Genomic DNA, 26,313 nt, shown 5'->3' on the forward strand with positions numbered 1-26,313 from the left:
GCCAGCCTGCATAGGCAGCTCCATAAAAGACACGCTGCCGTAAGGCCCCTGCGCACTCAGCTCCTCTAAATAATAGCTCTGCGAACAGCTGGCAAGTATTTGTCCCAGTGGCAGACCGCTGTTCAGCAGCGCAGGCAGCAGAAACGGCGCATACTGCAAGCCGGCCAGAAAGGCAGGCAAGCGCAGGCCATCAGCAAAAAGCTGCGGGTTCTGCTCTGCCTGCAGGCGCAGATTAGGCAGCGAAAGATCCACCAGGTTGCAGCCATCCGTCAGCTCACGCATCAAGGTATTCTGATAATCGCTCCCGCAGCTGCGCAGAATGACAAGCCTATTATTCTGCTGCAAATTGCCAATTTTTTCTTTCAAAACATCAATACTCATACTTATCCCCTACCTGTAGCCCTCTGGATTCATACTCTGCCACTTCCAGGCGTCCCGGCACATAGCGGCCAAATCCCTTTGGGCGCGCCAGCCCAATACCCTGGCGGCCTTGTCCGCATTGGCCCAGCATTCCGGCAAATCCCCTGCCCGCCGCGCGCCAATTTCGTACTTTATCCTTACGCCAGCAGCAGCTTCAAAGGCCTTGATAATATCCAAGACGCTGTAAGGCGTACCCGTGCCAATATTAAAAATATCCACGCCCTTGCGCTGCACCGCATACTCGATAGCCTTCAAATGCGCATTAGCCAAATCCATTACGTGAATAAAATCACGCCTGCACGTCCCGTCCGGCGTAGCGTAATCGCCGCCAAAAACGGTAAGGCAGTCCCGTTTGCCAATGGCCACCTGCGAAACATATGGCATCAGATTATTAGGAATGCCCTGCGGGTCCTCGCCTATCAGCCCGGATGCATGAGCGCCCACAGGATTAAAATACCGCAGCAGAATCACGCTTAAACCGGCGTCGGCAAAAGCCGCGTCCTCCAAAATCTGCTCCACCATGTACTTAGTCCAGCCGTAGGGATTAGTGCAGCAGCCCCGCTTCATGGTTTCCACGCACGGCATCGGGTTATCCTCGCCATAAACAGTCGCGGAAGAAGAAAAAACGATATTTTTTACGCCGGCCTCCTGCATGCATTCCAGCAAAGTCAAGGTAGTATCGATATTGTTACGGTAGTACCGCACAGGCTGCCGCACAGATTCGCCCACAGCCTTCAGACCGGCAAAATGAATCACACAGTCGATATTATTCTGGTAAAAAATCTGGCTCACGGCCTTTTTATCCTTAATGTCAGCTTCGTAGGATACAAAAGACTTGCCTGTAATCTGCTCCACACGCTTTAAAGCCTCCGGACAGCTGTTGCTGTAATCATCCACGATAACTACGTCATGCCCGGCACTTAATAATTCCACGGCGGTATGGGAGCCAATATAACCGGCGCCGCCTGCAAGTAAAATATTCATAGTAATTCCTCCATCAATTAAATATTAGAGTAGGTTGTTAGTGTTTAATCGTTTATTCATATAGAAACAAGTTACTCTAGAAAACAGTAAAAACATTTCTACTAAACATCGACATACTGCAATGTAATAAAAGTTAAATTTATCTATTTTAATTAATATAATAAGTAAAAATATTTGAAGTAATGAGGAAACAATAAGAGTCCAAGTTACCTCTTTTATCATACCTAATGCCCCTAATACAGGCCAACCAAATAACATTGCTGGAAAGCTTATTATTAAAAGAGGTATAAGATAATTTAATATGTGAGCGCTAACAAGATACCTCTCACCAGCAATTACTTTTATAATGTCTCCTCCAAAAAAATAAATAAAAACACACCCAATTATGATTACAGGCATTACTATATTTAATACTTTTTTAATTAACGCAAATCTAAATTCTCTAATCATTGCAGGATATAATGCATCTAAAATAGGGGTATAAAATGATTGAATACCGACTACGATTTGTAATGCTAAGCTCCAAAATGCAACATTACTAGAATCTAAATATAAGCCAGCAAGAAATGTCACCATCAATGTAAATGCAGTAGTAGAAAAGTTTGACATAAAATAAGATAAAGAATCAAATAATATATGTAAACATTGCTTAAATGATGGTATGATAAATTGCAATTTTAATTTTACTATTTCAATCATCGAACAACCAGCAGCAATTAGTGAACCTAATATTTCTATAACACCCATGAGAACTAAATCTTCATCACTTTTTATCAGACAAAAAATCAAAATAGTAGCTATTATTTTAGAAACGAAAAACCGAAAGGATAAAATTTTCATCTGCTCAATTCCTCGAAATAAAAAATCCATCCAAAATATCGTTATAAAAACACTTATGAAGATTAAGATAACATATAGCAAATTATTCTTTAATATTGGTATAACTGCTGTCAACATACATATAATAAACAAGCTAACTGTACCTAAAAATATTCTTGTAAATGTCGTAGTAATAACTATAGTAGATATCCTATACCAATCATTTGCTTTTTTTAACTCAGTAATTGCCTTTGTAACTGACAATAAAAAGCCAAAATCAATTATCAATTGAACATAACCCATTAATGATTTTACATATGCTATAGTTCCATAACAATCAACAGATAAAACTCTAGTAAGATAAGGTAGTGTTAAAAAAGGCACAATTAACTTAGTAAAAGATAATAAATATAAACACAATGAATTTTTTAAAAAGATTCTATCCACTTAATACCCAACCCCTTCATTGCTATCACAGACAAAATATTTGGCACACGATCATCTTACCATTTTTTTATATACACTACACAATTATCGACAATACTAATTACTCTTTTCTCCAATATATATTTATACAATATATTAAACACAGATGAAAAAGCAAATACAACAAGTATAGATACCAATGCATATAAAGGAAATATATTAGATTTATATAAATCTATTGCTGGAATGACTTTACTCCATAATAACGGCCTTACGAAAGGAGAATCATGAAGCAAATATATGCCAAATGTTGTATCTGCTATAAGATTAATGAAATCTACATTTCTCTCCTTTAATATAAAAATATTTTTAAAAAAAATAAATATCGTCATAACCATCACAGGACAAACAAAAATATTATACATAAAGCTTCCCAATATTTTTATAAAAATATGATTTGAAAAATAACTATAATACATAATTACACAATGTAACAAAAGCGTAATTGTTATGCCAAAGATTACAAGTAAATATTTTTTTAATTCATAGTCAAAATATCTCCTGATGTATCCTCCAATAAGATAATATGTTAATGCTTTAATCACACCATGCACAGAATTGTTCAATATGTTTGATATATACATAAAAAAAGCATTAAAACAACTAATATATAATAACCTTTTTTACTAGTATTTTTTATTCTAGAATTAACCAGAGGAGAGATCAAAACAATCAAATAAATATAAGCAGAAGCAAACCACCATGTACTAGAAGTTATCGGCATTAAAAGCATTTTTAGTATATACTTCACTAATTCTTTATTACTTAAGGTAGGTAATACATTAAATCCAAATAAAAATATAATCACTACATTCAAAACGCTATATGAAATAATCGCTGCAATTATCTTCTTATTAAGCATTATCTTTTCTTTACAACTATAAAAATACCCTGTAATAGTAAAGAAAATACCTACTCCAACATCTCCTAAAATTAATGATGCTGCTATAAATTGATTAAAAAAATCAGCTACAATTAAATTATTTTGAAATTGAGTTGATCTAAATATACCATGAAGACTAAAATGGCTAGCTATAATCATAAGTATAGCTAATATTCTTAATAATTCTATATTCGAATCTCTTTTCATCAATATAATGCCTTTCAAATTAACCATCTAAAATTCTGAGCAATAGCAACCAAAGATAAGCTTATAATAGCTAATACAATATATATATTTAAATTCCTCTTCCAATGTCCGAATTCATGAAGCAATACAATATTTTTTAATATTATTGGAGAAAGAACACCAAATAAAAAAGGTAATCTTAATATTAATTGATAACTTTGAGCACAAGAAAGTATAAATACACAATACCATGTAATTATATTTTTCATTTTTATGTGTTTTATATTTTCTTCCTTCTCTTTATAATCCACAAACAATATAATGCATAAAACAGCTATTGTCATGAGCAATTCACTATAATAGAAAAAAATTCCCTGAGAATAAATCTCAACAAAAACATAATTATAATATTTTATTCCAATATACTTAAGATATAAATTATCTGAATACTGAAATATTTCCATAACATAATTAACAATAAATGGTACTATAGATATAAATAAAATTCCTATTTTAGGAAGCCTTAACCTAGATAAAAATAAAAATGGAATAATAGCTAAAGCCACTGGATGTATAGTAGCAGCAATCAAACTCATAACAATAAAGCATAATATGTTTTCATTTTTATATATTATTCTATATATATTTAGACCCATAATACTCATTGCCATAGCTGTTCTTATATTAGAATATACATATACTAACGGTAATGTAGTTATCGCAATTAATATTACCATCGCAATTTTCCAATTATACACTTTTTCATTTTCATGTATATCTTCAAATATATAGGCCATACAACCATAACAAAAGCTAATAGTAAAAAATGGCAGTGCTTGTTTAGGAAAATAATGAGAAATGACATAAGAAATAAAATTATGGGTATAAGTAAATCGATAATTATCATCTGTTATAATAATATCTCCTAGAACAAACTCTCCTAACTCTACATGAGATCCTCTAATAATATCTAAATCAATATAGTATCGAGCTAAATCATAATTGATTCTAGGATCAATCATTGAACATAGAAACGCTATAATTAAGATAAAGCAAAACCACATTATCTTTCGTTGTACTTGATTAAAATATTTGTTATAAGTACAACAAAAAAAAGATAATACCATAATTAAAAAAGCAAATAATAAATATACCATATTCATTAACCTCATTATACTTATAAGTATACTGATACCGTCGAACTTTATTCTATAATAAATTTCTTCTTATTATTAAAATTAATCATATTTCCTTTATTACATTATATATACGTTCACAATTTTTGGAATCGTAAATTTTGAAATACTCTTTATGTGATTTTATATATTTTCCACTAACACTAAAATTATTTTTAATATATTTTTCTAATTCATAAAATATTTTTTCTTTATTTTTAAAACTTCTAGCAAATGGATTATTCTTATAGTTAAAATATCCTTCAGCATACTGACAATCTCTATATTGTTGATAATCAAACTGGTAATATATTACAGGTTTTTTCATATATATCATATCAAAAGATACACTAGAGTAATCTGTAATCATTAATGACGCACGTTTCATCAGATCCTGTACATCAAATTGATTAGCACTAGCAATTTTTATATATTCATTAGACAAAGGAAAATATTGTAAATATTTTTGCATATTTCTATGTGGGAAAAATATAAATTTAACACCATATTTTTCAGCAAATATTTTAATTCGTCTGTCTTTAATAAAGTCTGTCCATGTCATAAAATAATTAGTATTTTGTACAACGGTAGTCCCCTCATATTTTTTTAATCTATAATCTCCTGGCTGTATCCATTCTCTCCAAGTAGGCATAATTAGAATAATATTTTCTGATTTACTATAATTATGTAATCCATCAAATCTGCAAAATCCTGTATAAAATACATTTTCTTTAGGATATCCAAATTTTTGTAATATATACTCATATTCTGGATAAGCTCCACAAATAAACATTCTTATTTTAGTTACATTATAATACAACCATTTTCCATCGTTAATTGTTATCCCGTGTTGAAGAAATATCCTTTTATTTTTTAAAAAACCGTATACCTCAAGGACAAAAAAAATAGGTGCATTAGGATTACCAGCCTTTTGGCTACTTATTTTTTTGGATGAAGCTAAATATAATATCCAGTGCTTCAAAGATCCATATTCTACAGTTTCACCCAACTCTACAACTTTTTTATAATCAGGAGAGCTAGATTTAATAGCATATATGCATTTTTGCTCAGGATGATGTTCTTTTATATACTTAAACATCCAATAACCATTATCTCTAGCTTCATTTGGATCTTCACATACAATCCATAAATCATTTTCAAAAATTCTATATATAAGAGCAGGAATAATACTAACTATTAATTTCCACCCTTGAAGAATATCTGCAAGTTTTACATGTCGTACTCTATTAATAAATGCATTCATTAAATAAGCTCCTTGTTATTTTAATTTTTTTCTTAAAAAGCTAATGTAAAATATTTTTCTCAAACTATTTGGGCATAACCTTATTATTGTTCTTATTAAAATATTATTAAACATTTCTATTTTTGATAAAAAACTAATTCTATTCAAAAATATCATAAATTTTATTTCTTGTTTCAAATAGGCGTTTCCACCACGTCTAGAAAACATATCGTCGTCAGCTCTAACATTAACCAAAACCTCTGGTATATTAGCAGTCCTATATCCATTTTGAAGTAGTCGCACCCATAGATCATAATCTTCAAACCACAAAAAATCTCTATAATTACCGCTTGTCAAAACAGCACTTTTCTTAAACATGACTGTCATATGCCTAAATGGATTTCTTTTTTTAGCATATGAAACAATTTCTTCATGCAGGCACGGCAATTTGGTAATTGTATCTGGATTATTTGCATCATGAGAAAATTCAGTTATCCAACTTCCTAATAATGTAATATTTGGATACCTCTCAAAGAATTCCACTTGCTTCTCAAATCTTTCCGGATTACAAATATCATCAGTATCCATTCTAGCTATTAATTCATTTTGACAAGCAATTACCCCATCTCTCAAAGCCAATCCCAACCCTCTATTTTCCCTAAATTGCACAAATCTAAATAAATTAGATTTGTGATCATATTCACACAAAACATTTTCTAAATCATCACTCAACAATCCATCTTTAACAAGTACAATTTCATCTGGTAATACTGTTTGATTTAATATACTTTCTAATGATTGCCGCAAATATTCTGGCTTCTCATTTTTGTATAATGATAGAAGTACAGAAAATTTTTGTTTCATACTCAATACGCACCCTTCTTCATCAGCACAACACCAATGGTTTTCCACAAAATAATAATGTCGCCCCACAGGCTTCTGTTTTTGATATAAGCCGCATCCAGCGCAACACGTTCGTCATAACCCAAATCGCTCCTGCCGCTTACCTGCCACAGCCCGGTAATCCCCGGCTTAACGGTGCAGTACAATTTAGCAGTCTCGCCATAATACTTATCCAGTTCTTCCTGAACAACAGGACGCGGGCCGACAAGGCTCATTTCTCCCCTCAGTACGTTGAATATCTGCGGCAGCTCGTCTAAGCTTGTACGCCGCAGTACCTTGCCAATCGGCGTAACGCGAGGGTCATCCTTTAGCTTAAAGTCTCGCTCCCATTCTTCCCGCGCCGCAGGATTTTCTGCCAAATATTTTTGCAGCATCTCCTGCGAATTAGTCACCATACTGCGAAATTTATAGCAAGGAAAGGGTTTCCCATCCTTACCAATACGCGTATGCGCAAAAAACACCGGTCCCGGGTCTTCCTTCTTTATCCTGTACGCCACATAAACCAACAGTGGGCTGATGCAAATCGTCCCCACTGCCGTCAAAGCGTAATCAAACACAGCCTTCAGCCAACTATCCAACTGCTTCCCCATCAACTGCCAACACACCCATCCCTAAAATATTCCCTCATTTGCAGTAGCCACTCTATTTATTTCTCTTATCCTGATTTTGGATATTCAAATTAATTCTATGAATATCCAAAATCATATCATGTATATTATAATCCCTTGTCCCCCCCAGTCAAGCTAAAATCCGCATTGAGCGGATTTTATTTGAGCGCTAACGCGCTTACGGGAATCCCCCGCCAGCAACTGCGTAATCGCCGCGCCTAACCCCGTACAATAGCTATTTTTGCGCAAAAAATAGCAGCTGCCGGATTTCTTCCGACAACTGCTATTAACCTGTAAAAAAGCTGCTGCTGAAGCTAATCCAACAGCTGCTTATAATATCTTCTGTATTCTATTTTTTGCGGCCTGTATCCTGCCCATTGCCGCTGGGAATATAGTACCGCTTGCCTGCCAGCTCGTCCGGCAAATACTGCTGCGCTACCCAACCGCCTGGGAAATTATGTGGATATTTATAATCTAAGCCATGGCCTAACGACTTAGCCCCCGGATAGTGAGCATCCCGCAAATGCTTGGGCACGCTGCCGCAATTACCATGCCGCACATCGCTGCGGGCATTGGCAATCCCCATATAAGCCGTATTGCTCTTAGGCGCATTGGCAATATAGCATACCGCCTCGGCTAAAGGTATCTGCGCTTCGGGAAAGCCAACGAAATCTGCTGCCTGTGCCGCTGCGTTGGCCACCACTAACGCCATAGGATCGGCAAGCCCTACGTCCTCAGCAGCGCAAATAACGATACGGCGGGCAATAAATCGCAAATCCTCGCCGCCTTCAATCATGCGCGCCAAATAATGCAGCGCTGCGTCGGCGTCGCTACCGCGCATACTTTTAATAAAGGCGCTGATGATATCGTAATGCTGGTCGCCCTTCTTATCGTACCGCTGCATAGCCGTGCCGATAACGCTGCGCAGTACCTCCACCGTCAGTACGCGCTGGCCTGCTTCCGGCAGCATGAACTCAGCCTGCTCCAAAATATTCAGCGCGCCCCGCGCATCGCCGGCGGCAAAATCGGCAATAATCTGCAGCGCTTCTGGCTCAGCAGTAAAGCTGCTGCCAAAACCACGCTCCTCGTCGGCAATAGCACGCTGTAAAATCTGCACTAAATGCTGGGGCTGCAGTTTTTCCAAGCGCACCACCTTCATACGTGATAAAAGGGGCGAATTTATTTCAAAGAAGGGGTTTTCCGTCGTTGCTCCAATAAGCACGATGGTGCCGTTTTCCACATAGGGCAGCAATACGTCCTGCTGCGCTTTGTTAAAGCGATGTATCTCGTCGATAAAGACGATGGTACGGCCTAAGCCGCGGCGCTGCTCCTCCTGCGCTTTGGCGATAAGCTTGCGCAGCTCTGGCACGCCGCTGGCAACGGCGTTGATGGATACAAACTGCTCTCCCGTTACATGGGCAATAACCTGCGCCAGCGTCGTCTTGCCCGTGCCCGGCGGCCCGTAGAAAAGCACGGACTGCAGCATATCCCGCTCGATCATGCGCCGCAGCGGGCTGCCCTGCCCTACGGCCTTTTCCTGCCCCACGAAATCGCCAAGCTGCTGCGGCCGCATCCTGTCGGCCAAAGGCTTGGTTTGTCTATGTTCTTCTGCAAAAAGATTACCAAATAAATCCTGCATATTTATCACCTGTAGTTTTTATACCATGTCTACCGCTTATTATTTCATTAACACAAATTATACGAGCAATCAAAATTCAAACGCTTTACTTTCAATCACTTTCTCTAAAGCTTGTACAGCCTGATTATATGACACATCTTCTAAAAGAAGTTTTTTGGTTATATTATTATAATCATGTTCATAAAATCTTTCAGAAATTATATTTTTCAATATTTGATTCGGATTTTGCCCGGCCTTAGCTGAATAGCAAACTGGCGAAACGGCTCTATTTTCCCTTATGTTAACTACCAATGCTCTAAATTGCTCATTTAAAGAAATAGCCGGTAAAAGCATATAAATATCATATATATGCCTGGAATTCCTGATTTCCTTTGCAGCAAGATAATAATCACAAATTGCAAAAATCTTATCGGCAAAGGTTCTGCTAAGTTCCTGAACGGGCATTACAAAAGGCTCTAGTTGATAATTCTCAATAAAAGGAAGATTCTTTTCGGATAAGTAATCTCCTATTATATTATTTACAGGCATCTGCACCACTGGAAAGGCAATTGTTTTATAAACTGTTTCCAGTATAATCTGCGACTCGATAAAATCATTTTCATTTGGAATAACAGATTTATATTTTATAATGTATTTATTATAGTTTCTTCTGCTCAAAATATCGTCAGGATTGTCAAGCTTTAAATTCAGCTCCTGTATTATAGCCAGAATCCTACTTTTTATATTTCGTTTCTGCCCTTCTGTTGGTTTAGCATATGTCGTTAAATCAATATCCTCTGAAAAGCGGGAAATAATTCTATAACACTTAGATAAGGAAGTACCTCCCTTAAACACTAAATCAGGCAATGCTTGTGTCAAATATTTTAAAATAATAGTAACATAATAATCTTTTTCAACAATCCATTCTTCTATCCCCTTTTCTTTAGATATTACGGATATTAACTCCTGAAATTCTTCTCTATTATTATGAATAAGCATTGATGAAGAACCCCATTTCATAGAGATTTTTATAAACTATAGGCGGATAGTACTTTAAATATTTTTCTATCGTCGAAAAAAGCAATCCTGTTTTTTGTATATACAGCAGCATCTTTTCTTTAGCCTCTTTTTTTGATATCTCCAAAAAAGCATTTATATCTTTTATAAGATCCAAAAACTGCAAAACCTGATAATTTGTAGAATCAATGGTAATTTTAGGCTTACGCATAATAACAGTAACATTTCCTATCGATAATTCTTTATATTCCTTTGTTGCTTTATTAGTTACTATTTCAACGACAGAGGCTACTTGAGATGTTAAGCCTAATTGATTAGCTAATCCTAAGCCGCTAACATACCCTATATTTTCATTATCTTGTTTTAGATACTTCTTTTCTATGATACTATTCCGGCTAGGGACAGCTTCAATATTAAAAATAGTCATTTTAGGAAGATAATAAATTCCTCTATCATAACGGCGCAGCAGCCCTTTATCTGTAAGTGATTTTAACTCTTGACGCAACGATGTGCTTTTATAAGGATATTTTTGCAGCTCATTACTCAAAATAGGCTCATTAGGAGCATAGTTAGCTTTAATATATTCATACAACATGATTTACACCTCCTTTATACAAAAGAGAAGTATATATCTTCTTTTTTGTATTATACCATCAAGTAGCGCTCAAATACAAGTTTTTACAAAAAAATAAATCTCAGAATCTAAATTTTCAGGTTCAGATGCCAAGATTTATTACATAATTAAAATTAATCCCCACAATGCCGTCCTAACTCCATGTTTTGAACCTGCATGTGCAGGTGGGTACCTTCTCTCCCATCGCAAAAGTCCACTCTAAAGGAGGCTTGTTTTTGAAGGAAGAAGTATCAGGTTCCCTAGGTAAGAGTGTTGGCTCAAAACCTGTGGAGCAATGTAACGAACATCGCAGGGGTATAATTTGTCTGTTTTTAGTTGTCTCAGTATTTCTTTGACATAAATATAATATCAAAAACAGCGGAGTTTTTCAAGGCTTTCTTATTTCTCTTTCTTCATCAGCAGAGAAGTTTTGATGTGCAGCTCGCGCAGCTGTTTTTCGTCTACGTCATTAGGAGCCTGGGTCATCAGATCGGAAGCGCTTTGAGTTTTCGGGAAGGCGATTACGTCGCGGATAGAATCGCGCTGAGCCATAATCATGATCAAACGATCCAGACCAAAGGCCAGTCCTCCGTGAGGCGGAGCGCCGTACTCAAAGGCGTTCATCATAAAGCCAAATTTCTCTTGGGCTTCCTCGTCTGTCAGGCCGATAGCCGCAAAGACCTTCTTTTGTACGTCGCGGCGATGAATACGGATAGAACCGCCGCCAATTTCCGTACCATTGAGCACCATATCGTAAGCCTTAGCGTATACCTTGCCGGGGTCGGTCAAGAGCAACGGCAAATCCTCGTCGCGGGGAGCTGTGAACGGATGGTGCATAGCCACGTAGCGTTTTTCTTCTTCATTATATTCGAACATGGGGAAGTCTACTACCCAGGTGAACGCCAGCTCGTCAGGATTGATCAAGTTGAGACGTTTAGCCATTTCAATACGCAGTGCGCCCAAGGCAGCAGCTACTACAGAGGGCTTATCTGCTACGAAGAACAGCAGATCGCCGGGCTCAGCCTTGGCAGTTGCCAGTATAGCGTCCATTTGCTCTTGAGTAAAGAATTTGGCAATAGGAGATTTAACAGTGCCATCTGCTAAGTATTGAATATAAGCCAATCCCTTAGCGCCATAAATAGCAACAAAATCTTTCAGATGATCAGCTTCACGGCGAGGAATATTAGCATAGCCTTTTACATTGATAGCCTTAACTTGACCGCCGTTTTCGATAACAGAACGGAATACAGTAAAGTCAGCATTCTTAACAACATCAGCCATATTTACCAGCTCCATGCCGAAACGCAGGTCGGGCTTGTCGCTGCCGAAGCGGTCCATAGCCTCGTCCCAGGTCAGGCGGTGGAAGGGAATTTCGATATCCTTGCCCAGCGCGCCCTTGAAAATGTGATGGATTAAGCCTTCCATCAAAGCCAGAATCTCATCCACGTCCATGAAGGACATTTCCATATCCAGCTGGGTAAATTCCGGCTGGCGGTCAGCGCGCAGGTCCTCGTCGCGGAAGCAGCGGGCGATTTGGAAGTAACGCTCCATGCCTGCTACCATCAGCAGCTGCTTAAAGATTTGCGGAGATTGAGGCAGCGCATAGAATTTACCGGGGTTTACGCGGCTGGGAACCAGATAATCGCGAGCGCCCTCCGGCGTGGATTTGCACAGCATGGGAGTTTCAATCTCCAGGAAATGATTGTCGTCCAAATAATCGCGCATCAGCTTGGCAACCTTGTGGCGCAGAATCATATTGCGCTGCATTTCCGGACGGCGCAAATCCAGATAACGATATTTCAAACGCAGGTTTTCGTCGGTGTCAATGCCGTCCTTAATATAGAACGGAGGAGTTTTAGCGCTGTTCAGCACTTCGATTTCACGGGCCAGCACTTCGATAGTACCGGTAGCAATGTTTTCGTTAATGGTTGCTTCGTCGCGCAGACGCACGCTGCCGATAACCTTGATTACATATTCGTTGCGGATATCCTCGGCAGTTTTAAAGCTGCTGCCTGCGGAATCGGGGTCTGCCACAACCTGAACAACGCCGCTGCGGTCGCGCAGGTCAATAAAAATCAATCCGCCATGGTCGCGTCTTTTAGCAACCCAGCCGCACAGTACAACCTGCTGGCCAGCCTGCTCCTTGCCCAGCTCACCGCAATGGTGGCTGCGTTTTTCATTAATCATCTTTTAGCACCTCTACTCTAATTATTTATCCTGAAAGAATTTGATAATATCATTTACAGCGATTTCCTGCTGCTGGCTGTCGGCCATATTACGCACGGTAACATTGCCGCGAGCAGCTTCGTCCTCGCCAAAAATTAAAACGTATTTAGCCTGGAATTTATTGGCCTGCTTCATCTGCGCCTTCATGCTGCGGCCGTTAAAGTCGTATTCGGCCTTCAGCCCTGCGCGGCGCAGCTCGATGGTCGTTTTAAAGGCCAAGGTAAAGCTTTCTTTTTTAGGGCAGACAACGTAAACGTCGATGCCTTCGTCAAAGGCCGGCAAAAGCTTTTGCTTTTCCAACGCCAGCAGCACGCGCTCCATACCCATGGCAAAGCCAATGCCGGGGCGTTCTTCGTCGCCGCTGATTTCCTTCACTAAGCCGTCGTAACGGCCGCCGCCGCAAACGGCGCTCTGCGCGCCCATGGGAGCGTACTGAATTTCAAAAGCGGTTTTAGTGTAGTAATCAAGGCCGCGCACCAGATTGGGGTCCACCTCGTAATCCACACCTGCGGCAGTAAGCAGCTCCTTCAAGCCTGCAAAATGCGCCTTACATTCGTCGCACAAGCATTCCTCCAAACTGGGAGCGCCCACGCCAAGCTCGTGGCAGTGCGAGTTTTTGCAGTCCAGCAAGCGCAGAGGGTTGCGCTCAAAGCGTCCCTGACAATCGTGGCACAGCTCCTCCAGATGCGGCTTAAAGAAAGCCTGCAGCTTTTCTCTGTGCAGCGGACGGCATTTAGGGCAGCCTACGGAATTTATTTTCAGCTTCAAGTCCTGCAAGCCCAGGGATTGCAGCACCTGTACCGCCAAAAGGATAATCTCCGCGTCCACATTGGGCCCTGTAACGCCCAGCGCCTCCACGCCAAACTGATGAAATTCGCGCAAACGTCCGGCCTGCGGACGGTCGTAACGGAACATGGGGCCCATGTAATACAATTTAGCCGCCGCATCGTCCTTGCTCAGCTTATGCTCAACATAGGCGCGCACGGCGGAAGCGGTATTTTCCGGGCGCAGCGTAATGCTGCGGTTTCCTCTATCCGTAAAGGTGTACATTTCTTTTTCTACAACATCGGTAGTATCGCCGATACCGCGTTGGAACAGCTCTGTATGCTCAAACACAGGAGTTCTGATTTCCTTGTAGCCATATTGGGCACAGATCCGCCGCATGGTTTCTTCCAGATAACGCCATGCGCTAACGTCAGAAGGCATAATATCCTTCGTACCTCTGGGGGCTGTGGTCAGCATGTCGTTGCCTCCTTATATACTTTATTCTATAAAAACTCCTTCCGTCTGCTCGCTTGTAAGCTCGCAGACACCTTCCTCTAAGAGGAAGGAAAAAGGTCAAATATATACTAAATATTTTGCCCCATCTTTGAGGGGGCTGGCATTTTGCGCAGCAAAATGACTGGGGGGAGCTTAAATATTATCACTCAAACAACGCCGCCCGCTTGCGGCACAGCTCCGGCAGGCTTTTGGCATAGGTCGCCACATTCTTCGGCATATTCAGCTTGCGCAGGTGATGCCCGTCCGCCAAGGGCGCTTTGCTGGCCGATGCAGGGCCGATGCCTATGACGGGATGACGCTCCTCCATCATCTGAATGTTATAAACGCTTTCCGTACCCGGCTTGGCGTAGCCAATATTGGCCAAATGCCCCAGCATATAATGCTGCCGGTACAAATAATAGGGCGCTAAGCCCATTGCTTGCGCAATGCTTCTGCCCCGCTCCACCATTCGCGACGCCGCACCGGCGTCCAGCGTCATAGCAGAACCAAAGAGCGGCGCGCTGCGCTTTAACGTCAGCGTATGTACGGTCAAATTTTCCGGGGCTAAGCCTTTTGCCTGCTCCAGACTGTAGGCGATATCAGCCTCGCTTTCCTGTGGCAAGCCGATAATCAAATCCATATTCACAACAGGAATCGCGCTTTTACGCACTAAATCATAAGCCCGGTAAAAATCATCCACCGTATGACGGCGGCCAATGAGCTTTAAGGTTCTGTCGTGAAAGGTTTGGGGATTCACGCTGATGCGGTTCCCCCCCGCCGCCTCCATAGCGGCTAATTTGCCTGGACTAAAGCAGTCCGGCCTCCCCGCCTCCACGGTAAATTCGCTGACGCCGGTTCCTGCCAGCAAACGCGACGCAGCCCGCAGCAATCTGCCGAAGGCTTTTTCACCCAGACTGGTAGGCGTGCCGCCGCCGATATACAGCGAGCGCAGGGATAAACTATGCATACTTAGTAATTGTACCACATTTTGGATATCTTGTTCAATCAAATTTACAAAGTTTTGCTGAGATTCTTCGTCCTGCGGCACAATTCCCGCCGGAAACGAGCAATAGCTGCACCGTGACGGGCAATAGGGCACGCCGATGTAGATACCTGCGTCCTGTAAGCGCGATGCGTCGGGCAGCAGCGCCTTTTGCCTGACGGCAATATCCCGCAGCAGGCTGCCCTGCGCCTCCGGCAGCAGATAGTGTCGCTTCAAAAACTCGGGCAGCGAAGCGGCGCTCACGCCCTCGTCCAGCAGCTTATGGGCCAGCTTACCCGGGCGCACGCCGGTCAAAATGCCCCAAGGCAGCTGGGGCTGCCTGCCCGTCAGCTCACCGAAGGCTTGCAGCACTGCCAGCTTGACGCAGCGCGCCGCTTCGCCGCTGGTAAGCCCGCCAGCCGCATCTGCCGTAACGCGCCGTCTCGCTTCCTCCAGCACGGCAGTTACGCCGGAGGCCGTCTGCGTCAGCGTCAGCAGCGCCTCCCCCCGCTCCGACGGCTTATAGTCAAAGAACGCGGCCATGTCGCACACGGGCCGCGTTATCTCCCACGGCAGATCATGCCGCAGGCTAAAGCTTAATTGATTATTATTCATGGACGGTCTTCCTCCGCATGCCACAGCTCCTTGTACAGCACCCGGTAAACAGCCGCCACCGGCACGGCGAAAACCATACCCAAAATGCCGAACAGCTTAGCGCCAATCAGCAGGCTGGCAATAACCAGCACAGGATGCAGGTCAATCTTCTGTCCCATAATCTTGGGCAGAATATAATTGGCGTCCAGCTGATAGTACACAGCGTAAAAAATCGCCACATGCAGCGCCGCCGTCGGGCTTTGCCCATAGGCGATAAAAATAGCCGGGACTGCGCCCATCAGCGAGCCGACGACCGGTACGGTCTCGGCCAGAATGGCCCAAAAGCCCAACACCAAAGGAAATTCCACGCCCAAAAGCGCCGTGCCAACGGTAATTACAAAGCCGGAAATCAGGCTCAGCTTAAACAAGCCGCGCACATAGGCGCTCAGCGTGCGGCCAATTTCATCGATAACGTGAGCGGCCTTGGGCTGAGCGTCGTAATTAAACAGGTTGATTATCATTTCCCGCAGCACACGCCAATCCTTCAAAAAATAGAAAGCCAGAAAGGGCACGATAATCATGCCGATTAAATTCTGCACAATATCCAGACTGCTTTGCAGCAAATTGCGCAGCACCATACTCACGAAGCCCATGGCCCAGTTAATCAGGCTGTCCACCAGCATATCGAAGCTGGAGGGCAGCATGGGTATGCGCGTCGGGTCGCGCAAAAGCGTATCCAGACTCTGGATGTTGGACTTAGCGGCAAGCTGCGGCAGCTTCAGCAGAAATTCGTTCATCTGTCCAAAAAGCGGCAGCACGATAAAAGCGATGACGATAACAAAGAAAATGCCAAACGCCAGCAGCGCCAGAATAATCGCCACCGCCCACGACAGCTTGATCATGCCATGAGCCATGCGCACCTGCGAAATAGCGTTGACCAAGGGGTACAGCGCAAAGGCCAGGCCCACCGCCAGCCAAACCGGCAGCATAAACCCGCCCAACAGATACAGCACATAGGACACGCCCGCCGTAACGGCCAATTTAAAAATTGTACTTTGCTTTACTTGCGACCAATATTTAAACATCATCAATTATTGCAGGAACGGATTTCTGCGGCGCTCCCAGCCAACTGTAGTAGACGGCCCGTGGCCGGGCAGCAGCTTAACATCGTCGCTTAAAACGAGAATTTTACTCTTAATGGATTGCAGCAGCTCCTTATAGCTGCCGCCGGGTAAATCGGTACGGCCGATGGATTCGCAAAAAATAGTATCGCCTGCGAACATTACGCCGCCCGCCTCCAGATAATAGCAAACGCCGCCCTTGGTATGGCCTGGCGTAGCCAGCACCTTGAACTGCATGCCTGCCAGTTCCAGCACATCGCCGTCTTTTACAATATGCTCAGGAGGCTCGCACTGAATAGAGTAACCAATGAAAAAAGATAAATTAACGTCGGCTTTTGCAAGGCAGGGCTCGTCGCCTGCGCTGATATATACCGGCGCGCCCGTAGCTTTGCGCAGCTCGTTTAAAGCGCCGATATGGTCGCTATGACCATGCGTCAGCAAAATAGCTGTAATTTTCGCCTTCGCCTGCTCCGCCATGCGTAAAATAGCGTCGCAGTCTGCGCCGGGGTCCACAATAACGCCCTCGCACAGTTCCTCGTTGACCGCAAAATAGCAATTGGTAGCCAGCATACCTACCTCTGCTCCGTATATTTTCATGCCATGCCTCCTGTATATCAAATACCTAAAGAATCTTGGTTGAATCCAATAAAATAGTCACCGGCCCGTTATTCACCAGCTCCACCAGCATATGAGCGCGGAACACACCTGTTGCCACCAGCAGACCTTTGACGCGGCACTGCTCCACAAACTGCTCGTAGAAGACGTTGGCTGTATCCGGCTTAGCCGCTTTATCAAAGGAAGGCCGCTTGCCCTTGCGGCAGTCGCCGCACAGCGTAAACTGGGACACCGCCAGCAGCGAACCGCCGATATCCTGCACCGACAGATTCATTTTGCCCCCGGCGTCCTCGAAAATGCGCAGGCCGCACACCTTGTCCACGATATAATGCAAATCCTTTTCCGTATCGCCTTCGGCCACGCCTAAAAGCACCAGCAGGCCACGCTCTACCTTACCGGTAAGCTGCCCGTCCACCGTAACGCTGGCGCGGTCTACACGCTGTACTACCGCTCTCATTTGCGCTTACCTCCTCCGACGTTGGCCGTGGAAACTACGCGCTCTACGTTATAGACTCCCTTCATGCGGCGAATGCGGTTCATCACGTATTCCAGCTGCTCCAGGCTGGTAATATCCAGACCCATGTGGGTGGTCGCCGTTTTATTTTTATCCGTATGGCAGCTCAGGGAGAAAATATTCAGCTTCGCCTCGCTGGTGATATTCATAATATCGCTCATCATGCCGGGGCGGTCCTGAGAGGTTATCATAATATTAACCTTGTAAACGTCGTCGATGCCCACATCCCAGGAAACCTCGATTAAGCGGCGCTGCTCGTCGGGATTATTGGACAGCACGTTAGGGCAATCCGCACGGTGTACGGATATGCCGCTGCCGCGGGTAATATAGCCGATAACAGGGTCGCCGGGAATCGGGTTGCAGCATCGGGCCAGCTTAACCATAATGCCCTCCTCGCCCTTGACCAAAATGCCGTGGCTGGATTTAGCCTTGGATTTACGCGGCTTCAGCTCCGCCAAAACCTGCGCCAAATCCTTGGTGGTTTCCAGCTTTTGCTCCTTTTTATACAAATCCACCAGCTTGGACATAACGGTGTTCAGCGTTACGCCGCCGTAGCCCAGCGTTGCCAGCAGGTTTTCGTCCGTATCGATACGCAGCTTATTGCCTACGGCCTTCAGCTTCTCCGGCGTCATCAGCACCTTAATGTCGTAGCCCAAGCGTTTAACCTCGCGCTCCAGCATTTCGCGGCCCTTGAGGATATTTTCCTCACGGCGTTCCTTCTTAAACCAGTTTTTAATCTTGTTGCGGGTATCGCTGGAGCCGACAATATTGATCCAGTCGCGGCTGGGGCCGCTGGACTGCTTGGAGGTAATAACCTCTACAATATCGCCGTTTTTCAGCTGGTAATCTAAGGGCACAATGCGGCCGTTGACCTTCGCGCCTACGCAGCGGTTGCCCACGTCCGTATGAATGCGGTAGGCAAAGTCGATGGGCACGCTGCCCACGGGCAGGTCGATAACGTCGCCGCGGGGCGTAAAGACAAAGACCTCGTCAGCGAAAATATCCATTTTTACCGTGTTGACGAAATCACGGGAATCGTTCATATCATTGTGCCATTCCAACAGCTGGCGCAGCCAGGACAGCTTGGCGTCGAAGCCCTTGTCGCCGCCGGCAGCAGGCTTGCTGCCGCCGCTTTCCTTATAGCGCCAGTGCGCGGCGATACCGTACTCGCTAATGCGGTGCATCTCAAAGGTACGGATTTGAATTTCCAACGGCTGCCCGCCGGAGCTGAGCACCGTAGTATGCAGCGACTGGTACATATTGGACTTAGGCACGGCCACATAATCCTTAAAGCGACCCGGAATGGGCTTCCACATGCTATGCACAATGCCCAGAGTGCCGTAGCAGTCTGTAACCGTATCCACCAGCACGCGGATAGCCAGCAAATCATAAATTTCGTTCAACTGCTTATGGTCGCGCAGCATCTTTTTATGGATGCTGTAAAAATTCTTGGGACGCCCCTGAATCTCGCAGCGAATACCGGCCTTTTCCAAAGCCTTCTTCAAGGTTTCCATGGCGTCGTTAATCATGGCTTCGCGCTCGCGGCGCTTAATCTTTACCTGCTCCATCAAATCATAGTAGATTTCCGGCTCCATATAGCGGAACGCCAAGTCCTCCAATTCCCATTTGATGGTGTAAATGCCCAGACGGTGCGCCAAAGGCGTGTAAATTTCCAGCGTTTCCCGCGAAATGGACTGCTGCTTATGCACGGGCATGAACTTCATGGTGCGCATATTGTGCAGGCGGTCGGCCAGCTTAATCAAAACCACGCGAATATCGCGGGCCATGGCCAAAAACATTTTGCGGTAGTTTTCTATCTGCCGGTCTTCCTTGGAAATATATTCTATCTTGCCCAGCTTGGTAACGCCGTCCACCAAATTGGCTACCACTACGCCGAAGCGCTCCTTCAAATCGTCCAGCGTATAATCAGTATCCTCGACAACGTCGTGCAGAAACGCAGCCGCCAGCGTCGTTTCATCCATCTGCAGGCCCACGAGAATGCTGACCACGCCTATGGGATGAATGATATATGGTTCGCCGGATTTGCGCACCTGGGTTTTGTGCGCGTCAGCCGCCAGCTCATAAGCCTTGCGGACAAAAGCCGTCTGCTCCGGGCTCAGATACGCCTCTATCTTCGCAAATAATTCGTCTACATCGGTAATAATTCCTGTTGAGGGCATTCCTCTCCCCACTCCTATCCTTCAACGTCAGCCGCGCAGCAGCTCGTACTGGCTCAGACGTAAATTTTCTCTATAAACAGCTTCCAAACGCTGCCGCTCCTGCTGCAGGGCTGCGTAAAGGGGTGAATCCTCCAGCTGGCAGCGCTTAATAACACCTTTTTTTATTATACCATCATTCAGGGTAATAAAGCCAAGCTCCGCCATAATTTTTATAGCGTTCCTGCTAATACAACGGTGTTTTTGTAACAAATATTCCACATTCAGCTGTCCGTCAGTGCGCAGTGCTTCCATAACCGCCTTATAGGCCGCCGCCATACCGTCCCGATTGGGATGCTCCAGCGCCAGCTTCGCTAAAGCCGCGTCCAAATCCTGCTGCTGAAACAGCAGTAACACGGTGCTTACGTTCTGACGGCTTAAAGCCTGACACAGCTGCCGCAGCTCCACCGCAGGCAAATCCACAAAAGCCGCTATGCCGCCGCTTTGCTCCTTACAGGCAGAATAAGGCCGCACCGTTAAATAGGTCAGCAAGCCCTGCCGCTTCTCTTCCCAAGCCTCGGCCAGTTTCTGCGGCTGCTCCGTGTATACCGTCAGCCGCGGATACACGCGGGCCAACGCCGCCAGCAAAGCATATTTATCCTCGCGGCTGGCGCGCAGGTCGCCTATGGTCAGCTGCTGCCTGATGCTCACCGCATGCAGCTGCACGCTGATTTCATTATTCCAGACGTTGATTTTAGGCTGAAAGGCCACGTCGGCAATCATATTATCAAATAAAAAGGGCAGCAACTCGGCATTGTTCCACATTACGCAGCGATAGGAAAAATCCCCCTTATCCAAGGTAAACTGCAAATGGGTGCGCTCCTTTCCCATGGCTCTTTGATTATGCAGCAGCGCGCTTTGAAAAGCAAAAACTGGCGTCAAATTGGCGCAGCCGCATGGCTCTAAAAGCTGCAGCTGCTGCAAATCGCGCAGGGTTATCTCTCCTTGGCCGGGAACTACGCAGTCCACCACCTGATGGGGCTGATAATCCTCCGGCTGCAGATGGGCACGCACATATTCCCTAAAGCGACGGCGGAATTCGTCCACCTTCGCCGTCGGCAGCGTTAAGCCCGCCGCCTGATGATGCCCGCCGAATTGCGTCAGAATATCGCTTTCCGCAGCAATGGCTTCGTATAAATTCAGCGCCGGTATACTGCGGCAGCTACCCTTGGTCATCTCCCCGGCAACGCTTAAAAGAATAGTCGGCAAATGGTATTTATCCACGAGCCGCGACGCTACGATGCCGATAACCCCCTGATGCCAGCCCTCGCTGGCCAGCACTATGGCCGTATCGATATGTTCCTCCAGCGCCAGCTGCGCTTCCGCTTCCTCCATAATCTTACGGCTGATTTCCTGACGCAGAGCGTTTTCCCGGTTAAGCTCGGCAGCAATAGCCTCCGCCTTCGCCGGGTCGTCCGTAACCAACAGCTCCACGGCCGATTGGGCATGCTCCAAACGACCTACGGCGTTCAGCCGCGGCGCCAGGCCAAAGCCAATGTTGTCAGCTGCTATGCCCTTTTCCGGGCAGCCGCTGGCCTTAATCAAAGCCTTTAGGCCCACCAGCCGCGTCGTTTCCATGGCCTTGAGTCCCCGGCGCACCAGCTCGCGGTTTTCTCCCACCAAGGGCACGATATCTGCCACGGTTCCTAAAGCCGCCAGCTCCGTCAAATCCTGCCACGCAGGCAGCGAGCCGTCCTTTTGCTGCTCCAGCGCCTGACACAGCTTAAAGGCCACGCCCACGCCGCTGAGCTCCTTAAAGGGATAACGGCAATCGCTCTGCTTGGGATTCACGATAGCGTAGGCCGGAGGCAGTACCTCCGGCACCGTATGATGGTCCGTAATAATAATATCCAAACTTTTGGGTGCGTTTTCCACCTCATGCAGGCCGCTGATACCGCAGTCCACCGTAATCACCAGCGTCGTGCCGCCGCTCGCAATGCTTTGCAGCGCTTCGTCGTTGAGGCCGTAGCCCTCGCTTTTGCGCCGGGGAATGTAGGTAGCCGCCTTAGCTCCCCTGCCGCGTAAATAAATATACAGCAGAGAGGATGCCGTAATGCCGTCCACATCGTAATCGCCGTAAACGGTAATCTGCTCGCCTGCGGCAATAGCGCGCTCGATACGCGCCACCACTTTATCCATATCCTTCAGCAGGAACGGATCATGAAAGGGCGCGTCGCTGCCATACAGAAATTCCCGCATGGACTGGGTGTCGTTTAAGCCCCGTTCCAGCAAAATTCCCGTCACCAGCGGCGAAACGCCCAGCTCAGCAGACAGGCAGCCGGCCTTATGCTTATCATAATCGCGTATTTCCCAAATACGCTGCTTGGCAATCATTGCTCCGCTCCCGCTTTTGCTTTAGCCGCAGCTTCAGCGCCTGCTTCCTTATGCAGGTTCTGCGTATGCTGCAGCATATTGATGCGCTCCTCCAGACGTTTTTTCTCGCTTTGCAGCGCCGTTATATGCTCCTGCAGCTTTTTATCCTGCAAATAATGACGCGCCTTCATCGCCAGCAAAAAGCAGGTAGCCACCAAAACGCCCACCAAAAACGACCCTAAAATGACCAGCACCAGCGAAGACGTAAAGCTCCAAAAGACAAAATTCAAGGAAACTGCAATCGCGTTCTGCACGGCAAATAAAGCTACTATGATACTCAGTACAATAACAAAAATCAACATCGGCATTTTCCTCAGCTCCTTCGCAAAATAATGATTATTATAACTGATAATATTCTGCCAGCGAAGAAATTTTTCCTGCCTGATATTGTGAAAAATCGTTGTATACATGCAAATACAGCATATGCAAAAAATTTTACTTCTATCTATATATAAAGAAAACCAGAGCAACCCGCGTTACTCTGGTTCGTGACTCTATCTATGCTTTGCCTTAAAGCTTATCTGAATTCAATTTTTAAATGCTGGCGTTCGGGCATCCGCTTGTATTTATATTTAGGATATCCCACCATCAGCGTGCCCACGATATTCTGCTTGGCAGGCACGCCTACCAAATCCAGCAGCGGCCGGTAGCCTGCAATGCCGCAGCTTTGGATAAAACCGGCGATTGTCGTGCCTAAGCCGATGGTCGGCGCAAACAGCTCGGCGTAGGCCCAGCTCTGCTCCGCATTGCTGACGCCGGTAATGTTCAAACGGCGCGCCAAAGCGAATACCAGACAGGGCGCATGACGGGCAATAATGTCCTGCCCGCGCTCGCGGTAAGCGCGCAGCACCGTCATAAAATAGCGCTTGTTTTCCGTACCGGCGGCCACCTCGTCCTCCATCCAGTTTGCTACGGCCTCGGCAATAGCTTTAATCTTCTCCGCATCGCGGATAACTACGTAGTACAAGCCCTGGGAATTACCGGCCGTAGGCGCGTAACGCGCTACGTCCAGCAGCCGCATAAGGTCTTCGTCAGTGGGCGGTACGGGTTTGAAATTACGCACGCTGCGGCGCATACGCAAAAACTCATAAGCCGTTTCCGGCTTCAGCACGGGCATGGTCACAGGGCGCTGCTCCGCCAGCGGCGCATACTTATTATCCAAGGCGCCCACAGGGCAAATAGCCACGCACTGGCCGCAGCTCATACAGCCGCGGTCAAAATGGCACTCGGGCCCGTTTTCACCCAGATTCAGGATGCAGGAAGGACAGCAGTCCACGCAAATGCCGCAGCGCAGGCATTTATCAGTATCAACCTTTAACAAATCCACAATAACACCTCAGTCCTCAAATTGGATATATTCCAGTCCGCGAAAATCAGCCTTATAATGACCGCTCTTTAAAGGCTTGCTCATCAATTCCTTGTCACCGGTTTCCAGCCCGTCAATATTCACCAGCCCGATGGAGGCCACGGCGCACAAAGCGTGCAGCTCGCCCGCCACCTTCAGCGCGGCGGCCTTATCGCCCTCGCTGACAATGCCTCTGTTGGGGTACATATCCGAAGCCGCTACGATGACCGTCATAATTTTACCGCTCAGAGCAAAAATATGCGGTACCACATACTTATCCTCCTGCATAAAATCAATAGTAAAATTATGTCCTTCCAGCCAGGGTACCAAAGCCTGCAAACCAAGCCGGTGCAATTCCTGGTCGTTCATTAAATCTTCCACTGTCACAACCTACTTCCTTAGCTTTACTCCTCGCCTAAAACCAAAACCTCAGGCTCCAAACGCACGCCATGAGCGGCATATACCTCCTCCTGCACGTCGGCAATCAGCTGCAAAACGTCGGCAGCCGTCGCGCCGCCAATATTGACCACAAAGCCCGCGTGCTTGCGCGACACCTGCGCGCCGCCCACGGTATAGCCTTTCAAACCTGTCTGCTCGATCAGTGTACCAGCAAAATATCCCGGCGGACGCTTAAACATACTGCCGGCGCTGGGCAGCTCCAAGGGCTGCTTGCTGATGCGCCGCTGGCTGAAATCTGCCATTTTAGCGTCTATTGCTTCCTGCTCGCCGGGCTGCAAGGCCACCGTAACCGACGTTACAAACCAGCCGCTGCCCTGCAGGGCAGTATGGCGGTAGGCAAAGTCCAGCTGCTCGGCCTTCAGCTCTTTAAGCTTCCCTGCCGCGTTCATCACGCGCACCGCAGCAACCACCTTTGACATTTCTCCGTCATAGGCTCCGGCGTTCATATACACCGCGCCGCCGATGCTGCCGGGAATGCCGACGGCAAATTCCAGACCGCTCAAGCCCAGCGAAGCAGCTTTTTTCGATGCCAGCGCCAAGGATACGCCGCTGCCAAAGGTAATGCTGCTGCCCTTGACCTCTATGTCGTTCAGCATATTACCCAGCTTAATGACCAGTCCGCGAATCCCCTTATCCCGCACCAGCAGGTTAGAGCCGTTGCCAATCAACGTCACCGGCGTTTGGGAAGCCCGGGCCTTGAGCAGAAGAGCCTGCAGCTCGCTCTCGTTCTGCGGCAGCGCCATGACGTCGGCAGGGCCGCCAATGCGAAAGGAGGTATGCCTTCTCATCGGCTCCGCCAGCAGCAAGGGCTTTTGCGTACATCCTGCAAAAATCTTCTGCAAATCCGGCATTATTTTTCTCCCATTGCTTCCTTAACCACATCCTGAATAGAATTAGTTATATCGGCCAGCATCATCTGAAAACGCATAAAGGAATTAAGATACTGCATAGCGTCGCTGTTTAAAGAAAGTACGCCGTACAGCTTCTGAATTTTTTCAGTAGTTTCCTTAGCGGGCTCCTTACCCTGGTATTTAGCGATTTCTGCCTCCTGATTCAGCTGCAGAAATTCGTCCACCATTTTCTTGGCGTTTTCGTCCTTAGCCAAAGCGGCGGTTGCTTCCTTCAATTTTTTAAATTCGTGGCTTTCGCGCATGGCTTTCGCCAACTCGTTAGCGTTATCATATACGTTCATTATTTGTCACCTCGTAAAATAATCTCGTTGTATTCTTTTTAAATTCGGCACCTCACTGTACAGGCACATTCAAATGAGCCCAGGCGGTAGACGGCTGATAATCAAAATGCCACCATTCCATCTCGATGCCCTTAAAACCGTACAGCTCCATGCTGTCCCGCAGCAGCACGCGCAAATAGCGCTGGCGCGATGTGCCTCCGGCATAGCTGGCGAACTGGCGCACTGACGGCTCGTCAAAATCGCTGATCATTTCCACGGTTTCGCCCGAATCCAGCTTATATAAGCCGACGTCCACAGCGTTGCCCGTATTATGAACACTGCCCTTGGTATCCGGATCCTCCAGCATTTGCTTCTGGTCGGCAGGCAATGCCAAATGAGCCAGCTTGCTCACAGACCAGGGCCGGTAAGCATCCCACAGAACCAGGCCGTAGCCGTAAGCAGCCAAATGCTGCTGCACCTTG

24 protein-coding genes, 1 other RNA gene and 1 pseudogene are annotated in these 26,313 nt (G+C 45.7%); all 26 read right to left on the reverse strand.

Going from position 1 to position 26,313, the window contains the following annotated elements:
- Positions 1–381 (reverse strand): hypothetical protein (locus QZ105_RS05375; protein WP_293728825.1); only part of this gene is annotated, 381 nt, incomplete at its 3' end.
- A 9-nt stretch (positions 382–390) separates the two neighbouring features.
- A complete protein-coding gene (gene galE / locus QZ105_RS05380) occupies positions 391–1,404 on the reverse strand; it encodes a UDP-glucose 4-epimerase GalE (RefSeq protein ID WP_293728826.1) in 1,014 nt (337 codons plus the stop codon).
- 24 nt (positions 1,405–1,428) lie between these two features.
- Positions 1,429–2,670, reverse strand: coding sequence for an oligosaccharide flippase family protein (locus QZ105_RS05385; protein ID WP_293728827.1), 1,242 nt, complete (start codon positions 2,668–2,670; stop codon positions 1,429–1,431).
- 56 nt (positions 2,671–2,726) lie between these two features.
- Positions 2,727–3,826, reverse strand: a pseudogene (locus QZ105_RS10550) (acyltransferase).
- Positions 3,814–4,935 carry an EpsG family protein gene (locus tag QZ105_RS05395; RefSeq protein WP_293728828.1) on the reverse strand — a complete coding sequence of 374 codons (1,122 nt, stop codon included), beginning with the start codon at positions 4,933–4,935 and terminating at the stop codon, positions 3,814–3,816. Before QZ105_RS05395 ends, QZ105_RS10550 begins: the two are co-directional and overlap by 13 nt.
- 85 nt (positions 4,936–5,020) lie before the next feature.
- Positions 5,021–6,217: a CDP-glycerol glycerophosphotransferase family protein gene (locus tag QZ105_RS05400; protein WP_293728829.1), complete on the reverse strand. Its 1,197-nt coding sequence runs from the start codon at positions 6,215–6,217 to the stop codon at positions 5,021–5,023.
- A gap of 15 nt (positions 6,218–6,232) precedes the next feature.
- The gene (locus QZ105_RS05405; protein WP_293728849.1) at positions 6,233–7,060 is read right to left on the reverse strand and encodes a glycosyltransferase; all 828 of its coding nucleotides are present in this window, start codon (positions 7,058–7,060) and stop codon (positions 6,233–6,235) included.
- A 2-nt stretch (positions 7,061–7,062) separates the two neighbouring features.
- Positions 7,063–7,689 (reverse strand): sugar transferase, encoded by a 627-nt coding sequence (locus tag QZ105_RS05410; protein WP_293728830.1) that lies wholly within the window; start codon positions 7,687–7,689, stop codon positions 7,063–7,065.
- Between the two features lie 367 nt (positions 7,690–8,056).
- Positions 8,057–9,346 (reverse strand): replication-associated recombination protein A, encoded by a 1,290-nt coding sequence (locus tag QZ105_RS05415; RefSeq protein ID WP_293728831.1) that lies wholly within the window; start codon positions 9,344–9,346, stop codon positions 8,057–8,059.
- 69 nt (positions 9,347–9,415) lie between these two features.
- A complete protein-coding gene (locus tag QZ105_RS05420; RefSeq protein ID WP_293728832.1) occupies positions 9,416–10,324 on the reverse strand; it encodes a nucleotidyl transferase AbiEii/AbiGii toxin family protein in 909 nt (302 codons plus the stop codon).
- A complete protein-coding gene (locus QZ105_RS05425) occupies positions 10,311–10,937 on the reverse strand; it encodes a DUF6088 family protein (RefSeq protein WP_293728833.1) in 627 nt (208 codons plus the stop codon). Before QZ105_RS05425 ends, QZ105_RS05420 begins: the two co-directional genes overlap by 14 nt.
- A 152-nt stretch (positions 10,938–11,089) precedes the next feature.
- Positions 11,090–11,274: non-coding RNA, 6S RNA (ssrS, locus tag QZ105_RS05430), on the reverse strand.
- Between the two features lie 80 nt (positions 11,275–11,354).
- The gene (gene aspS, locus QZ105_RS05435) at positions 11,355–13,142 is read right to left on the reverse strand and encodes an aspartate--tRNA ligase (protein WP_293728834.1); all 1,788 of its coding nucleotides are present in this window, start codon (positions 13,140–13,142) and stop codon (positions 11,355–11,357) included.
- Between the two features lie 21 nt (positions 13,143–13,163).
- Complete coding sequence (gene hisS, locus QZ105_RS05440) at positions 13,164–14,423, reverse strand: histidine--tRNA ligase (protein ID WP_293728835.1); 1,260 nt, start codon at positions 14,421–14,423, stop codon at positions 13,164–13,166.
- Positions 14,424–14,604: 181 nt separating this feature from the next.
- Positions 14,605–16,038 carry a coproporphyrinogen dehydrogenase HemZ gene (gene hemZ, locus QZ105_RS05445; protein WP_293728836.1) on the reverse strand — a complete coding sequence of 478 codons (1,434 nt, stop codon included), beginning with the start codon at positions 16,036–16,038 and terminating at the stop codon, positions 14,605–14,607.
- Positions 16,035–17,105, reverse strand: a complete 1,071-nt coding sequence (locus tag QZ105_RS05450) for an AI-2E family transporter (protein WP_293728837.1) — start codon at positions 17,103–17,105, stop codon at positions 16,035–16,037. The genes hemZ and QZ105_RS05450 overlap by 4 nt, the downstream gene beginning before the upstream one ends.
- A 3-nt stretch (positions 17,106–17,108) precedes the next feature.
- Positions 17,109–17,735 carry an MBL fold metallo-hydrolase gene (locus QZ105_RS05455; protein ID WP_293728838.1) on the reverse strand — a complete coding sequence of 209 codons (627 nt, stop codon included), beginning with the start codon at positions 17,733–17,735 and terminating at the stop codon, positions 17,109–17,111.
- A 25-nt stretch (positions 17,736–17,760) separates the two neighbouring features.
- Positions 17,761–18,210 (reverse strand): D-aminoacyl-tRNA deacylase, encoded by a 450-nt coding sequence (gene dtd, locus QZ105_RS05460; RefSeq protein ID WP_293728839.1) that lies wholly within the window; start codon positions 18,208–18,210, stop codon positions 17,761–17,763.
- Positions 18,207–20,447: a bifunctional (p)ppGpp synthetase/guanosine-3',5'-bis(diphosphate) 3'-pyrophosphohydrolase gene (locus QZ105_RS05465; protein WP_293728840.1), complete on the reverse strand. Its 2,241-nt coding sequence runs from the start codon at positions 20,445–20,447 to the stop codon at positions 18,207–18,209. Before QZ105_RS05465 ends, dtd begins: the two co-directional genes overlap by 4 nt.
- Before the next feature lie 27 nt (positions 20,448–20,474).
- A complete protein-coding gene (recJ, locus tag QZ105_RS05470; protein ID WP_293728841.1) occupies positions 20,475–22,817 on the reverse strand; it encodes a single-stranded-DNA-specific exonuclease RecJ in 2,343 nt (780 codons plus the stop codon).
- Positions 22,814–23,164 carry a lipopolysaccharide assembly LapA domain-containing protein gene (locus QZ105_RS05475; protein WP_293728842.1) on the reverse strand — a complete coding sequence of 117 codons (351 nt, stop codon included), beginning with the start codon at positions 23,162–23,164 and terminating at the stop codon, positions 22,814–22,816. The genes recJ and QZ105_RS05475 overlap by 4 nt, the downstream gene beginning before the upstream one ends.
- Positions 23,165–23,373: 209 nt before the next feature.
- Positions 23,374–24,183 (reverse strand): nitroreductase family protein, encoded by an 810-nt coding sequence (locus tag QZ105_RS05480; RefSeq protein WP_293728843.1) that lies wholly within the window; start codon positions 24,181–24,183, stop codon positions 23,374–23,376.
- Positions 24,184–24,192: 9 nt separating this feature from the next.
- Positions 24,193–24,588: a hypothetical protein gene (locus QZ105_RS05485; RefSeq protein ID WP_293728844.1), complete on the reverse strand. Its 396-nt coding sequence runs from the start codon at positions 24,586–24,588 to the stop codon at positions 24,193–24,195.
- A 17-nt stretch (positions 24,589–24,605) separates the two neighbouring features.
- Positions 24,606–25,511 carry a UDP-N-acetylmuramate dehydrogenase gene (murB, locus tag QZ105_RS05490; protein WP_293728845.1) on the reverse strand — a complete coding sequence of 302 codons (906 nt, stop codon included), beginning with the start codon at positions 25,509–25,511 and terminating at the stop codon, positions 24,606–24,608.
- Positions 25,511–25,852, reverse strand: coding sequence for a YlbF family regulator (locus tag QZ105_RS05495; protein WP_293728846.1), 342 nt, complete (start codon positions 25,850–25,852; stop codon positions 25,511–25,513). Before QZ105_RS05495 ends, murB begins: the two co-directional genes overlap by 1 nt.
- A 52-nt stretch (positions 25,853–25,904) precedes the next feature.
- Positions 25,905–26,313 (reverse strand): M15 family metallopeptidase (locus tag QZ105_RS05500; RefSeq protein WP_293728847.1); only part of this gene is annotated, 409 nt, incomplete at its 5' end.

Source organism: uncultured Phascolarctobacterium sp. (genome assembly GCF_905212365.1).
Lineage (GTDB): Bacteria > Bacillota > Negativicutes > Acidaminococcales > Acidaminococcaceae > Phascolarctobacterium_A.